Source organism: Bacillus cereus group sp. MYBK5-2 (assembly GCF_051915685.1).
Classification (GTDB): domain Bacteria; phylum Bacillota; class Bacilli; order Bacillales; family Bacillaceae_G; genus Bacillus_A; species Bacillus_A cereus.
Map to the genome: position 1 here is coordinate 103,911 of NZ_JBQAFE010000009.1, position 16,068 is coordinate 119,978.

Sequence of the window (16,068 nt, forward strand, 5' to 3'; positions counted from 1 at the left end):
ACTTAAAATACTACACGTCCTTCCCTACAAACTTCTCTTTACTTCTTCAGCTAATTTTCTCGTACTTTCATACGCAGATTCAGCTAAACTAATTGCTGAAATAACTGAAACACCGTCCGCACCCGCTTCTATAACTGCCGCTGTATTTTCAATTGTAATCCCACCAATACCAACGATTGGCACTGTAATTCCTTGTTCTCTAAAATAGGCTAATCCTTTCGTTCCTTGAACCGCTTTCGTATCTTTTTTCGTACTCGTTGGGAAAATAGGTCCAACGCCTAAATAATCTGCTCCATTTTCGATTGCAAAGCGTGCTTCTTCAATTGTATGAGCAGATACGCCGATAATTTTATCTCCCATTTTTTCACGAACAGATGTAATTCCTTCATCATCTTGTCCTACATGAACACCATCTGCATCTAATTCAATGGCTAATTCTACATCATCATTTACAATGAAAGGAACACTATATTCCTTACAAAGCGTCTGCAATTCTTTTGCAAAGCGCACTCTATCTTCTCCGATTAAAGAACCTTCCCCCTTCTCGCGAAACTGAAAAATTGTCACTCCACCATCTAACGCTTCTTTCAATACAGCTAAAGGATCCCTCGTGCAGTTATTACTTCCCATAATAAAATACACTTGCAATAGCTTAGACATTTTATCTATTTCAATGCGTGCCATTTCTTTCACTCCCTCTTACTCTAACTCCTCAATCTTTCCATATTTCTCAATATCACTAGAAGTAGTATTCGCTAACTGATTTAAAAATTCAATTTGGAAACTACCAGGTCCTTTTTCTACCGTTTTAACCGCTGCTAGTTCCGCTGCTACTCCATAAAATGTTAATGCGGCTACTGCTGCTTTTACATAATCTTTTTCCACTGCTACAAATGCTCCTATTACAGAAGTTAGTAAACAACCAGTTCCCGTAACTTTCGTTAAAATAGAGTGACCATTTCGAATAACAATCGTTCTCTCTCCATCTGTAACAACATCTTCTTCTCCAGTAATTACTGCAACTGTATTTAGTTCATCTGCTGCCTGCTTTGCAATACTTACGACATTGCCATTTCCAGCACCAGCGTCTACCCCTTTAATTTCCCATCTCTCATTAATAACGTTCGCTATTTCAGCTGCATTTCCGCGAATACTCGCTAATTCAATTTCAGCCGGAATATGTCTCGCAACTTCTGTTCGATACGATGTTGCTCCTGCACCAACTGGATCAAACAGTACTGGTACATTGTTCACATTTGCTGATTTACCGGCAAGTAACATCGCTTCTACTTCTTCCGGACGAAGTGTTCCCATATTTAATACTAACGCTCCAGCAATGCTAGCCATTTCTGCCACTTCTTCTTTTGCATACGCCATTACAGGCGATGCCCCTAACGCTAACAAACCGTTAGCTGTAAAATTTGTTACAACAACATTTGTAATATTATGAACGAGCGGATTAGATTCTCTCACTAAATCCACTACTTTACTAATTTCTTTCATATTCATCCTTCTCATCTCCTAACTATAGTTATGGGAGATACACAAAAAGGCACTTTGCGCGTACGCAAAGTGCCTGAACATGTGCTTTTACACTCTCCCTACGCTGGCATTATCCAACAGGTTCAAATGGTCAATGACGGACTAGTCATACTCTCAGTTTGTATCCACAAACTCCCATGTGTTTAGTATTCTTCTACTTCAAAGTCTACTCTTATTCTAGTAAAATAACAAGTTCTTTACTTTTCTATTTAATATAGAAGCAACTAATAAAACAATACGCATAATAACTATCTATTTCTCACAGTCTCATCATGGTGCATATTATGTTCTGTCACGATCATTCACTTTCAAACAGATGTTATCCCATTAAAAACCGTTCAAATATGGAGCGAAACTGAATCTCAAGAAGATGTATGCTATAGTTAACGTATGGAAATTTGAAAGGATGTTTTAAATATGTCAAAAAGCGTTGTAATCGCTGAAAAGCCTTCCGTTGCACGAGATATTGCACGTGTACTGAAGTGCGATAAAAAAGGAAATGGCTACCTTGAAGGTAGTAAATATATTGTAACTTGGGCTTTAGGTCATCTTGTTACATTAGCAGATCCAGAAAGCTATGATGTGAAATATAAAAAGTGGAATTTAGAAGATTTACCGATGCTACCTGAGCGTTTGAAATTAACAGTTATTAAACAAACTGGGAAACAATTTAATGCTGTAAAAAGTCAGCTTCTTAGAAAAGATGTAAATGAAATTATTGTAGCGACAGACGCTGGACGCGAAGGAGAATTAGTTGCTCGCTGGATTATTGATAAAGTTCGAATTAACAAACCAATCAAACGTCTATGGATTTCATCTGTTACTGATAAAGCAATTAAAGATGGTTTCGCAAATTTAAAACCAGGTAAAGCATATGACAATTTATACGCTTCAGCTGTCGCACGTTCAGAAGCTGACTGGTATATCGGTCTTAACGCGACTCGCGCTTTAACGACTCGCTTTAATGCCCAGCTAAACTGTGGCCGTGTGCAAACACCTACTGTCGCTATGATTGCTAATCGCGAAGATGAAATAAAAAACTTCAAAGCTCAAACTTACTACGGCATTGAAGCTCAAACGACGAATCAGTTAAAACTAACGTGGCAAGATGCAAACGGCAATAGCCGCAGCTTCAATAAAGAAAAAATTGATGGTATTGTAAAAGGTTTAGATAAGCATAATGCTACTGTTGTGGAAATTGATAAAAAACAGAAGAAATCATTCTCTCCTGGTCTTTACGATTTAACTGAATTACAACGTGATGCCAATAAAAAGTTCGGTTACTCTGCGAAAGAAACATTAAACATTATGCAAAAATTGTATGAACAACATAAAGTGCTAACGTACCCTCGTACAGATTCACGCTATATTTCATCTGATATCGTTGGAACACTTCCAGAACGTCTAAAAGCATGTGGTGTTGGAGAGTACCGTTCCTTAGCACATAAAGTATTACAAAAGCCTATCAAGGCTAATAAATCATTTGTTGATGATAGTAAAGTAAGTGATCATCACGCAATTATTCCGACAGAAGGATACGTTAACTTTTCAGCCTTCACAGATAAAGAACGTAAAATTTATGATTTAGTTGTAAAACGTTTCTTAGCTGTTTTATTCCCAGCATTCGAATACGAACAACTAACGTTACGCACAAAAGTCGGTAATGAAACGTTCATTGCACGCGGAAAAACAATTTTACATGCAGGTTGGAAGGAAATATATGAAAATCGCTTTGAAGATGATGATGTAACTGATGACGTAAAAGAGCAACTTCTACCTCGCATCGAAAAAGGCGATACATTAACTGTAAAGTTAATTATGCAAACATCAGGTCAAACGAAAGCACCTGCACGTTTTAACGAAGCAACTTTACTTTCAGCAATGGAAAATCCTACAAAATATATGGATACGCAAAATAAACAACTTGCTGATACGTTAAAATCGACTGGTGGATTAGGTACTGTAGCGACACGTGCAGACATTATCGACAAGCTATTCAATTCATTCTTAATTGAAAAACGCGGTAAAGATATTCACATTACTTCAAAAGGTCGCCAGTTACTTGATTTAGTACCAGAAGAATTAAAATCTCCTACACTAACTGGTGAATGGGAACAAAAACTTGAGGCTATCGCAAAAGGTAAATTAAAAAAAGAAGTATTCATTTCTGAAATGAAGAACTATACGAAAGAAATCGTTTCTGAAATTAAATCGAGCGATAAAAAATATAAACATGACAACATTTCAACGAAGTCTTGTCCAGATTGCGGTAAACCAATGCTAGAAGTAAACGGCAAAAAGGGAAAAATGCTCGTATGCCAAGATCGTGAATGTGGTCATCGTAAAAATGTATCTCGTACAACAAACGCTCGCTGTCCGCAATGTAAGAAGAAACTAGAATTACGTGGTGAGGGTGCAGGACAAATCTTTGCATGTAAATGTGGCTATCGCGAGAAATTATCAACATTCCAAGAAAGACGTAAAAAAGAATCTGGAAACAAAGCCGATAAACGCGACGTTCAAAAATATATGAAACAACAGAACAAAGAAGAAGAACCATTAAACAACCCGTTCGCAGAAGCATTAAAAAAATTAAAATTTGATTAAACAAAAAGGTTCCTACCTCTATCGGTAGGAACCTTTTATTTTAGTGAATGATTTTACTTCCTTTTGCATTCTCAACAAATTTTTCACTTGATTTGTTAATTGGTGTTTTCAGTAATAACGCAGCAACAATCATAACTACTACGAAAGCACTTAACACAAGTAAATCTCGCGTTACGATATCCCAAAGCATTCCGCCAACTGTTTCACGAATTGCGCTAATTGCGTATGTGAATGGTAAGAACGGATAAATCGCTTGGAAGAACGCTGGTGTCATTTGGATTGGGAATGTTCCGCCCGATCCTGCTACTTGTAGTACAAGTAAAATGATCGCCATCGATTTCCCAACGTTTCCGAAAATAGAAACGAGTGAGTATACGATACAAACGAAGACTCCTCCAATAAATAAACTAAATAACACAAACCAGAACTTATCGACTACGTACGTACCGAGTAAGAATATATCTCCCATCGATACGATAAACGCTTGTGAAAGACCTATCGTTAAGAATGTTAATAAACGTCCGAAGTAAATTTCATGGCTCTTATAATTCGCGCCCTCTTCGTGTACTTCTACCGTTAATAATGAAACCATTAATAATGCGCCTACCCATAATGCAAGCACTGTATAGAATGGTGACATCGCTGAACCGTAATTCGGCATCGCAAATAATTTATTTTCTTTTAAATTTACTGGATTCGCAAAGTAATCGCTTTGCTTTTCAACATCATTTTTCAATAAACGTATGATGTCTTTTAAATCCTCTTCAGATTCAAAATCACGAATTTTATCTGCTAATTCTTTAATCTTTTTCTCAGTCTCCGGCATTTCAGCTTTAATATCTGCTAATTTCTTTTTCCCGTCTACTAAGCCTTTTGATGAATCTTCTAGTAATTTTTTAACATCTGGAAGCTTTTTGTCTGCATCATTTAAAATTTGAGTTGTATTTTTCGACATCTCTTTTGTACGAGCAATTGCTGTATTGAAATTAGGTACAATTTCTGAATCATACGTCGATAATACATCTGTTAATTGAGCTGATCCGCCCTTCGCAGCGTTGTTAATACTTTCAATTACATCTTTTGTAGGTTTCTGGCCATTGTTAAGAAGTGTAATCCCCTTATTCGTTGCATCTACACCTTTTTGCAGACTACTTTTCGCTTTGTTTAATTTTGCAATTCCATTATTAAGGTTTTTATCACTATTTACATCCGCTAAAACCTTATTTGTACTTTCTAGAACTGGAATCATATCATCAATTAAACCGATTCCAGATTGGAATTGACCATTTAAGCTATTTAAAGCTACTTTCGTTGAATCTAAACCGTTAATACCTCTATTTTGTACATCTTCTTTTGCTTTCTGTAAATCTGCTTTTGCACCCTCAATACCATTTTTTACTTTATCGTAATCTGCTTTTGCATTATCATATACTGCATTTGCATCAACTTTAGCTTGATCGACTGTGCTAACTGCTTTTTTATAATCTGCTACAAACGTTTCATTATAATCTTTTTCAGCTTGATCAATTAATCCATTTGCTGCATCTAATTTTTGATTCGCTACATCTGTTACATCTTTCTTTACTTCTTGTCCTTTGCCAATAACATTTACAATATCTTTAATACCGTTATTCGCATTTTCCATACCTTTTTTAACATTAGTTAAGTGATCCACTCGCCCTTTGAAAAAGCTTTGACCAAAATCAGTAGTCGCCGATTTTTGAAGTTCAGTAAAGAAATTAATAAGATATGAAATACCATCTGTACCAGTTTGTAATCGTTCTGATACCGCATTTAAATCTCTCTTTGCTTGTTCTGGATCAAACTGACCATTTTGCAATCCATTTAAAACACTTTTCCCATAAGCTGTTCCTGCACGTGATGAACTTAAAACATTATTTACTGTTTGATTAATATTTTGCGCTATACTCTTATAACCATCACTATTCAACTTAGAAAGATCTGGTCTCGCTGGGAATTCAGGTAATCCATTCATTCCAGACAAGTCAGGAATATTTAGTTCTACACCTGGATTCATTAAAAAGTCAGTAAATGCAGCTGCACTATCCATAACGCCTTTTGCTGCTACTAAATCATTTCTTATCGTCCCTGGAGCATTTTTTAATGTTTGATCTTGTCTTGCAAAGAACTTATCTAAATTCGCTAACGCTTCCTGTCCATCATTTATTACACTCTCTACAACAGGTAAATCTTTCTGCGCTACTTTCACAACATCTTCTGCTCGAGTTGCATCATCTAACGCCTTATCCATAAGTGTATTCATTTCTGGGAACTGCGCTTCTAACTTAAATACAAGATCTTTTACTTTTTCGATACTTGGTAAGTTTGTTTCTAAATCGATTCCAAGATCATTGAAAATTTTAAAAATCTCACCGTTTGCTGTTTTTACAAAGTTTTTACTAATTTCTTCTGTAATACCTGATGCACCTTTTGCTGTAATTTTCGGTGCAATCGCATTTACCTTTTCATTTACATAGTAATCAAGTTCTGGTTTTTTAGGATTTTCATCCAGAACAGTTGCAATTTTTTCAGAGAAATCTTTTGGAATCGTAATACTTGCATAATAATCTCCACGCTCAACTCCGTAAATTGCTTGTTTTTCATCTACAAATTTCCAGCCAAGATTTTTGTTTTTCTTAAGGGAGTCTACAATCTCTTTCCCGATATTAATATCTTTCCCTCTTAAATTAGAACCTGCATCTTGGTTAGAAACTGCAATGGGAACCTCTTTTGTATTTCCATATGGATCCCAAGAAGCTTTAATGTTAAACCATGCATATAACGATGGTAAAATCATTAATCCTAAAACAATAACAATTGCAGCCCAATGTTTGGCTACATTCCGTAAATCTGTCTTATAAATACGCCAAATCTGTTTCATAGAAGTTATCACCTAATTATATATTTTTCCTTCTTTAGAAAATGATACATACATTTTGCAATTATATCACTTTCTACATCGTGTATTAACCAAAAACGTACTATTTTTTCCCATTAACTTTCACTTACTTCATTATATAACGAAGTGAGTCAAAGTATGAATACAAAATGACCAAATCGGTTTTACATTCAATAATAACAAATATATATGAAATGTCATAAAAAATACAAGTATTTTCTCTTGGAAATACTTGTATTCCTAAAAAAAATCCTCACAGCTTTTATTCTCTGTGAGGATTTCTTCTATTATATATCCAATTGAACCTCTACACCGAAATGATCTGAAATTACATTTCTGTTTGTACCATTAAAAATAACTTTTGAAGAATGAACTTTTTTACTTTGGTTACACAATATTAGATCGATTCGCAAATTATGTTTATTTTCATCCCAACCAGCAATCTCGCCTTGGACAGTCGTTCCTTCATCCTTCTCTATTGCTAATTCATATGTGTCATACAACCCTTTTTGCATCATATACTCATAACCTTCGCCTTTCAATCGAGCATTGTTATTAAAATCCCCCATTAAGAAGGCGAGCTTATTGCTATCTACACGCTCCATCAAACGATCGACTTGACCTTTGAATGACTCTTCTTCATCATTCCACCAACCGAGATGACAAGAGTAAAACGTTATATCCTTACCATTATAAGCAATTGTTGCACTTACAATTTTACGCGTTTTCCAATACGTTGTATCCTCGTTTTCTGAAATGAAGAACGTATCTTCTTTTATAATATTATGCTTCGTTATAATCGCTAATCCTTCTTCATACACGTCATAACCAATATGAGAGAAATCCCAAGTAATATTGTAATCTTTTACATGTAGCGCTTTTAACTCTTCTAATAGTAAAAGTCCAAAATTATCTTCTTTCTTGTTACCGCATACATTTTCAGCTTGTATGGACTGACTTACTTCTTGCAATGCGATGACATCGTACTCTTCTTCTTGAATTACTTTAGCAAGGTATTGTATCTTTTCTATTTGATTCTCTTCTTGCCAAGAATGACAGTTTAAAGTTAGCAATTTCATATTATTACGCACCTAACATATCTTGAATGTCTGACTTTAATACGTCAGCTTTCGGACCATATACCGCTTGTACACCTTTATCTTTTACAATAAGCCCTAAAGCACCATTTTGTTTCCACTGTGCTTCTGGTGCAACAACATCTAAATCTTTTACTGTTACACGTAAGCGTGTCATACAAGCATCTACGTCAGCAATATTTTCTTTTCCACCTAATAAATCGATAACTTTTGTTGCTAATGAACCGTCTTGTACATTTCCTGTTCCTTCTGATGCCTCATCTTCATTATCAATATAGTTACCTGCACGCCCTGGTGTTGGTAAATTGAATTTTTTAATTAAGAAATTAAATAGTGTAAAGTTAAGACCGAAGAACACTAATGAAACAATAACAAAGTTGATTAAGTCTCTTGTTAAACCTGCGTTAACCATCATTGGCGTACGAGTAATTAACTCAATAAATCCAAATGCATGAACACGTAAGTTAATTAAATCAGCTAGCGCGAATGCAAGTCCTGTTGTAATAGCATATACAACATATAATACTGGAGCAATAAACATGAACATGAATTCAATTGGTTCTGTTACACCTGTTAAGAATACTGCTAATGCTGCTGATAAAAACATTGGTTTATATTTTGCACGCTTTTCTTTATCAACGTTACGGAACATCGCAAATGCAATCCCCATTAACGCTGCTGTTGAGCCGATAACTTGTCCAGCTTTGAAACGAGCTGGTACAACGTTATTTAATAAATCGTTATATGCCTTCGTATCTCCATTTGCTAATAAATTATTTAAATCTGTAATCCATGCAAGCCATAATGGATCTTGCCCTGCTACAACTTGTCCAACTTTTGAACCAGTTAGCATCGTATATGTTCCGCCTAGCTCTGTATAGTTCATCGGAATCGTTAACATATGGTGTAAACCAAATGGTAATAATAAACGCTCTAACGTTCCATATACAAACGGTGCAACAACTGGTGCACTATCTTTTGAAGCTGCAATCCAGCGACCAAATTCATTTAACCCACTTTGGATGAATGGCCATAGAAGTGATAATACAATCGCAGTAACTGTAGACCAAAGAATTACAACGAATGGTACAAATCGTTTTCCATTAAAGAATGCTAATGCCTGTGGCAGTTTATTATAGTTATAATATTTGTTATATAAAGTAGCTCCTAAGAAACCTGTGATAATCCCTACGAACACTCCCATGTTTAATGCAGGTGCACCAAGTACAGAAGTAAAGTAATCTTTTACAATTAAATCTCCCGCTATTACTGAAGAAACTTTCGCTTTTGAATCCGCTAACATTTCAGCGTTTACCCCAAATATAGCTCCTGTAATTCGGTTTGTTAAGACGAATGCTAATAGCGCTGCAAATGCACCACCCGCGCGATCTTTTGCCCAAGATCCCCCAATTGCTACTGCGAATAAGATGTGTAGATTTGTAATGATTGCCCAACCGATGTCTTCCATTACGCGAGCGATTGTATGAACTGCGTTAACATCCCCAGCAGACATACCAATTAACTTACCGATGGAAATCATTAAACCAGCTGCTGGCATTACGGCTACAACAACTAATAACGCTTTCCCGAACTTTTGCCAAAAATCAAAAGACGTAATTTTCATCTGTTCTTCCTCCCCTTTATTTATAAAAACATAGTGATTTAAATTATAATTTCTGTTCCCTTTATGAAAACGATTCCTTATGTTACTTTATTTTTATCTTTACGCAACCGTTTTCATAAATCTATTTTAATAAAAGCGTTTTCACTTTGCAATAGAAATTTATTTTTTTTCATAAAAAAAGATGCTCAAAGAGCATCCTTTTTTATTATGAAATGCGATAAACCCTTGTTTCATAAGGCTTTAAAGCAATTGTTGTTACTTCTTCATGTTCCGCAACTTCATAGTTATTTAAAAGCAAACGTTTGCGTTCTAGTGCAAATGAACCCTCATTATACACAGCTTCCTCTTTTGAGATATTACTAATTACAATGACTTTTTCATCCTGTAACGTACGTGTATATGCATAAATTTGTGGATCGTCTTCTAAAAGTAAATCGTACGTGCCATAGTTCAGTACATCGTGCTCTTTTTTCAGGGCAATCATTTTCTTATAGAAATTGAAAATAGACTTTTCTTCATTTTTTTGCTTCTCAACATTAATTTCTTTGTAATTTGGATTCATGCTAAACCAAGGTGTACTTGTTGTGAAACCAGCATTCATCTCATCATTCCACTGCATAGGTGTACGTGAATTATCGCGGCAAGAAGCCCATATAATCTCCATCATATCTTGATGTGGTACGCCCTCTGCAATTTTCTCGCGATATAAATTTTTAATTGCTACATCATCGTAATCTTCAATATTTGGTAACTGAACATTTGTCATACCAATTTCTTGGCCTTGATAAATAAAAGGTGTACCGTGCATAAAGAAATACATCGCCCCTAGAGCTGTTGCACTTTCACGCCAATATTGTTTATCATCTCCCCATGTTGAAACGATACGTGGTTTATCGTGATTCTCAATATATAAAGCGTTCCATCCTTTATTTTCTAATCCTTTTTGCCATTTCGTTAATACTTTTTTCAATCCTACAACATCAAGGTCTTTCTTCTTCTCTGCATCCCATAAACTTAAATGTTCAAATTGGAATACCATATTGAACTTACCTTGCTCTTCTCCAACCCAAAGCTCAGCATCTTCAATCTTAACACCATTTGCTTCACCAACAGTCATAATATCGTACTTAGAGAATGTATTTTCTTTTAGCTCTTCTAATAAAGGTTGAATACCTTTCACATTCATATGTTTATCAAAAGATGGCACATATTTTAACCCTTTTGGATTTGGCATATCCTTGAGGCCTTCTTCTTTTTTAATATGACTGATCGCATCAACGCGGAAACCATCAATACCTTTATCAAGCCACCAATTAACCGTATCGTATAGTACTTCGCGAACTTCTTTATTCTCCCAGTTTAAATCTGGTTGTTTACGTGAGAATAAATGTAAATAATATTGTTCTGTTTCTTCATCATATTCCCATGCCGAACCATTAAAAATACTTTCCCAGTTGTTTGGCTCCGCACCATCTTTACCATCATGCCAAATATACCAATCACGCTTCGGATTATCTTTAGATGAACGTGATTCAATAAACCATGGATGTTCATCACTCGTATGATTAATAACTAAATCAATAATAAGCTTCATATCACGCTTATGAACTTCATCTAGTAAAGCATCAAAGTCTGCCATTGTACCAAACTCATCCATAATATCTTGATAATCACTAATATCATAACCATTATCATCATTAGGTGACTTATACATTGGACAAATCCAAATTACATCTATACCTAAATCTTTTAAATAATCCAGTTTTGCAATAATACCTTGTAAATCTCCAATACCATCACCATTTGAATCCATAAAGCTTCGTGGATAAATTTGATAAGCAACCGCTTCTTTCCACCATGTCTTATTCATAGTCATTCTCTCCTTTTGCATCCCATCGGAATTTTATGCAAACGTTTTCGTAACACTATCATAACAAAATATGAACAGTTTGCAACTGTTTTCATTGAACTCTATGTAGATTCTTTATTCTTATGCTTTATTTATTTCTCACAAAGGTAAATCTCATTCTCCACCTCTCCTTGTCCACGCGTATTACAGACATTTTTCATATATTAATAAAAAGCTCTGATTATTTTAGAAAGGAGTAATAAATTGAAACAAACAAAATTAACAGGTCGTATCGTTGTTCCCACAGATCCTGACTACGACGTAGCCCGAATGAATTTAAATTTAAGTATTCCAAAACTCCCTTGTATTATTGTTTTTTGTCAAAATAACAAGGATATCTGTAACGCCTTAAAATGGGCACGTGAACGTCATATACCATTTCGGTTAAGAAGTGGACGTCATAGCTATGAAAATTTTTCTCTTTTAAATAGAGGACTTATTATTGATGTGAGTGAAATGCATCGCATTACTGTTAATACAGAGAAATTAACAGCAACAATTGAGGCTGGTGCAAATCTTGGCACTGTTTATAAAGAACTTTGGAATTACGGTGTTACAATTCCTGCTGGTACAAGTGCAAGCGTTGGAATTGTTGGATTAGCACTTGGCGGTGGTATTGGTATGCTTTCACGCTTATTTGGATTAACATGTGATCAATTAATGGAAGTGGAAATGGTACAAGCATGTGGAAAATTTGGTGCAAAACTCATTCGTGCAAATGAACAAGAAAACTCTAACCTTTTTTGGGCATGCCGTGGTGGCGGTGGTGGAAACTTCGGAATTATCACTTCCTTAACTTTTCGAGTCCACCCCGTAAAAAATGTATCAATTTTCTCAATTACATGGGAATGGGAAGACTTTATTGCTGCATTTCAAGCGTGGCAAAACTGGGCACCTTATATAGATGAACGTCTCACTTCATCGATCGAATTATTCGCCAAGCAACGAAATAAAATCGAAGCACAAGGCGAGTTTGTCGGTTCTCCCTCTGAACTCCATTCCCTATTATCCCCTCTTCTTGAAACTGGTAGCCCCTCTCTCTTTATAGAAGAAGTTCCTTATATAAAGGCTGTCGAATTTTTTAATGGCGGTAACATCCCTGAAAATTTCAAGCGCTCTGGTTCCTATGTCTATAAACCTATTCCCCTTAAAGGCATTCAACTCATGCAATCCTTTCTTTCTCATGCCCCAAATAAAGATGCTAGTATTTGGCATCAATCGCTCATAGGTGCTGTTGAAAATATTTCGCCGAATGAAACGGCTTATTTTCATCGTAAAGCAATTATTGCCCAAGAATACATTACCTCTTGGAAATGCGATGATGAAGAAAATCGAAATATACGCTGGGTTAAAGATTTACGAGAAAGCTTAGATCCTTATACACTAGGTGACTATGTGAACTGGCCCGATATCGACATTAAAAATTGGCAAACTAGTTATTATGGCTCTAACTTTCACAGATTGCGTAAAGTAAAAACTATGTATGATCCTTGTGATGTTTTTCATTTCCAACAAAGTATTCCTCCTTTTCATACGTGAAAAAAGGGGATAACATAAAAAAATCATCCAATATACCGTTACCTCGCAGTATGTTGGATGATTCAAGTTGATTTTCTATATCGTTTCAAATTCTTGCTCCTACTCATAAACTTTTACTTACAGATTAATTGTATTTCGTATCATTTTCATGCAATGAATGTAATTTAATATTTGGTACTTTATCTTTTTCAATACCTCTATTATAAGAAACAGGAACTTGAAATTCGAATTGCTTTGTCTCATGTTTTTGTAAATAGACTGGTTTCGGTACTGGATAGCTTTTTGAATTCTCGTTTGCATTATCATATAAAACAACTTTTAATGCTTGTGAATGATTACGATAATTTTTTAAAGTAACAATGCACTTCGGTTGGATATTATCTCCATTTTTCTCCATTCTACACTGGCTGTCTTCTTTTTTATATTCTATTGCTTCTACCCCTGTTTTTCCTGCGTAATACCATGTTTTATTCAATGTTTGAAGGATTGTATTTAAAATAAACGGCATCATTACAATCAAAATACTAGTACCTACTACTTTTATCTTATTCATTTTTCTAAATGTACTAGACTCCTTTTTTCCTAGCCATTTTAAAAATAATATAAATGCAATTACATGTAGTATGAAAGAAACAATCAATATATTTGAGACTTTATAATCCATATAAACATACGTATGTATCGGAACCTTATAGACATTGAATAGTTTTTCCCCAATTAATTCATTATCATTTGGAATTTTTAATAATAACAAAACCCCTATACTGTAACAAATAGCTACTAATCGATCATACTCAATACGAATCATTCTTTCTCCCCTTCACTTTGTATTTTATTATCGATTTTAGCTATTATTACCATACTATACAATCTTTTTATAGAGGATAACGTAAAAAAGTTCCTTATAAATATATAAAGAACCTTATTAATATACACTATGAATTAAAAAATCAATATACAATTTTCACATAGAGATTTCTTCAAAATATGTTGGATCATGTATTGTAATTTTTTTATCTAAAATTGTAACAATGCTATCATTTTTTAATTGTTTTAATACGCTGCTAACTGTCTCTCGAGATGTTCCAGATATTTTGGATATTTCAATTGTTGTAAGTGGACATGAAATTACAATCTTTTCTCCACTCTGTTCTCCTAAATCCTGCATTAAATAATTTAACGTTTGGATAACACGATCTTGTGCATTAGGAATTGTAATATTTTGCACTCGATTTTCGTTCAATTTTAATATAGATGATAATTGCTGAACAACGTACATCAATTGCGTTCTGCTGGACTTTACCATATCTTCAAAGATTACCGTTGGAATATAATATACCTCCACATCCGTCATTGCTTCTGCTGTATAGTTATATCCTCTGTCTGTAAACATACCACCATAAGGAAAAATAGAATACCGCTTTACATAGTCATCGTATAATAAGTTCCCATTTTGATTAACCCGCTCTAACTTTACAAAACCATCTAACATGAAGTAAATTCTTTCCCTTGAATCCCCTTCTAAAAATAAAAATTGACCTTTTTTATAAGTTCGCCAATAAACAAACTCTGTTAAGCCTTTCAATTTTTTTTCTGTTAAATGAGCAAATAATTCGAACTGCTTTAAGTCTTTCACTACGTTCCGTCTATTCATAAAATTCCCTCTCTCTTGCTGTATGTTGGAGCGAAAAATCAAGAAAGCGTATTCAATTTGAATTTTATCATAATTAACTTGTATATTCAGATTTCATCATGAAAACTTTATGAACAATGAATACAAAAAATATTAATAAATAAAAAGAATGAAGTTACTAACTCCATTCTTTTTTACTACTAAGTAGCGTACACAATAATTTTAAACACACATGCATACATTCTGTTTTGAAATAATAGTACCGGCTTTTTCTTCTAGTGCTTCATATACTTTTTCTAAAGACGTAATAATTGTTTTTCTTTTTGGATTTGTATTAACAAAATTAATAGCAGCTTCGATTTTTGGAAGCATGCTTCCCGCAGCAAATTGTTGTTCTTCAATATATTTTTCTAATTGATTCACTGTGACATGCTCTAATTTTTTTTGATTCGGTTGATTATAATTTACATACACATAATCAACTGCAGTTAAAATAACGAGCGTATCGGCATCTACTAATTCTGCTAATTTCTGCGCAGCGAAATCTTTATCGATAACCGCTTCAGTTCCTTTTAACCCTTCTTCAGAATCAATTACTGGAATTCCACCTCCGCCAACAGCTATCACTATGTTTCCATCTTCGACCAAAGAATTAATCACTTTATGTTCATGAATACTTACAGGCTTCGGTGATGGAACAACACGTCTCCATCCTCTACCAGCATCTTCTTTAAACACTGCTTTTGTTTCATCCATTAATTTTCTGGCCTCTTCTTCTGTATAAAAAGGACCAATTGGTTTAGTTGGATTTTTAAATGCCTCATCTTTTTTATCCACAACAACACGTGTTATAACCGTTGCTACATCTTTGTTTATATTCCGTTTTTTCAATGCCTTTTCAATTGCATTTTCCATCCAATATCCAATCATCCCTTGGCTCATTGCCCCACAAGTATCTAATGGCATTGCAGGTGTCTTTTCCGTTTCTGCAGCTTTTTGCTGTAATAAAATATTCCCCACTTGTGGGCCATTTCCATGCGCAATTACTATATCCACATCATTTTCCATTATTTTCACAAGTTGTTCTGCCGTTTTTTCCAACGCTTCTTGCTGCGCTCCCGCAGTAGCTTCTCCAGACTGTATCGCATTTCCCCCTAGTGCAACTACAATTTTTCTTCGTGCCATATTCCAGCCCTC

Annotated in this window: 11 protein-coding genes and 1 riboswitch; of the genes, 2 read left to right on the forward strand and 9 right to left on the reverse strand. The window is 34.8% G+C overall.

Annotated features, from left to right (window positions below; translation table 11 throughout):
- Positions 1-24: 24 nt before the first annotated feature.
- Positions 25-684 (reverse strand): thiamine phosphate synthase, encoded by a 660-nt coding sequence (gene thiE, locus ACTFP3_RS24265; RefSeq protein WP_000090960.1) that lies wholly within the window; start codon positions 682-684, stop codon positions 25-27.
- A 15-nt stretch (positions 685-699) separates the two neighbouring features.
- Positions 700-1,509, reverse strand: coding sequence for a hydroxyethylthiazole kinase (thiM, locus tag ACTFP3_RS24270; protein ID WP_326036184.1), 810 nt, complete (start codon positions 1,507-1,509; stop codon positions 700-702).
- 72 nt (positions 1,510-1,581) lie between these two features.
- Positions 1,582-1,691: riboswitch (TPP riboswitch) on the reverse strand.
- Between the two features lie 268 nt (positions 1,692-1,959).
- Between thiM and topB the strand changes: the two genes are divergently transcribed.
- Positions 1,960-4,149, forward strand: coding sequence for a DNA topoisomerase III (topB, locus tag ACTFP3_RS24275; protein WP_440011452.1), 2,190 nt, complete (start codon positions 1,960-1,962; stop codon positions 4,147-4,149).
- A 40-nt stretch (positions 4,150-4,189) separates the two neighbouring features.
- Here topB and ACTFP3_RS24280 read toward each other — a convergent pair whose 3' ends face one another.
- The 4 genes from ACTFP3_RS24280 to ACTFP3_RS24295 all read right to left on the reverse strand — a co-directional run bounded on the left by ACTFP3_RS24280 (position 4,190) and on the right by ACTFP3_RS24295 (position 11,660).
- Positions 4,190-7,051 (reverse strand): YhgE/Pip domain-containing protein, encoded by a 2,862-nt coding sequence (locus tag ACTFP3_RS24280; protein ID WP_000810081.1) that lies wholly within the window; start codon positions 7,049-7,051, stop codon positions 4,190-4,192.
- Positions 7,052-7,356: 305 nt separating this feature from the next.
- Positions 7,357-8,148 (reverse strand): endonuclease/exonuclease/phosphatase family protein, encoded by a 792-nt coding sequence (locus ACTFP3_RS24285; RefSeq protein WP_000771986.1) that lies wholly within the window; start codon positions 8,146-8,148, stop codon positions 7,357-7,359.
- 4 nt (positions 8,149-8,152) lie between these two features.
- Positions 8,153-9,790: a PTS transporter subunit IIBC gene (locus tag ACTFP3_RS24290; RefSeq protein WP_000705560.1), complete on the reverse strand. Its 1,638-nt coding sequence runs from the start codon at positions 9,788-9,790 to the stop codon at positions 8,153-8,155.
- A gap of 205 nt (positions 9,791-9,995) precedes the next feature.
- Positions 9,996-11,660 (reverse strand): glycoside hydrolase family 13 protein, encoded by a 1,665-nt coding sequence (locus ACTFP3_RS24295; RefSeq protein WP_001044710.1) that lies wholly within the window; start codon positions 11,658-11,660, stop codon positions 9,996-9,998.
- A 243-nt stretch (positions 11,661-11,903) separates the two neighbouring features.
- On the opposite strand from ACTFP3_RS24295, the gene ACTFP3_RS24300 reads away from it, so the two are divergent.
- On the forward strand, positions 11,904-13,238 hold the full coding sequence (locus tag ACTFP3_RS24300) for an FAD-dependent oxidoreductase (RefSeq protein WP_440011455.1): 1,335 nt from the start codon (positions 11,904-11,906) through the stop codon (positions 13,236-13,238).
- 124 nt (positions 13,239-13,362) lie between these two features.
- On the opposite strand, the gene ACTFP3_RS24305 is transcribed toward ACTFP3_RS24300, so the two are convergent.
- The 3 genes from ACTFP3_RS24305 to arcC form a co-directional block, all read right to left on the reverse strand.
- Positions 13,363-14,046, reverse strand: a complete 684-nt coding sequence (locus ACTFP3_RS24305) for an ABC transporter permease (RefSeq protein WP_098955595.1) — start codon at positions 14,044-14,046, stop codon at positions 13,363-13,365.
- A gap of 156 nt (positions 14,047-14,202) precedes the next feature.
- Positions 14,203-14,892, reverse strand: a complete 690-nt coding sequence (locus tag ACTFP3_RS24310) for a Crp/Fnr family transcriptional regulator (protein WP_001081905.1) — start codon at positions 14,890-14,892, stop codon at positions 14,203-14,205.
- A gap of 201 nt (positions 14,893-15,093) precedes the next feature.
- Positions 15,094-16,056, reverse strand: coding sequence for a carbamate kinase (gene arcC / locus ACTFP3_RS24315; RefSeq protein WP_440011456.1), 963 nt, complete (start codon positions 16,054-16,056; stop codon positions 15,094-15,096).
- Between the last annotated feature and the right edge of the window lie 12 nt (positions 16,057-16,068).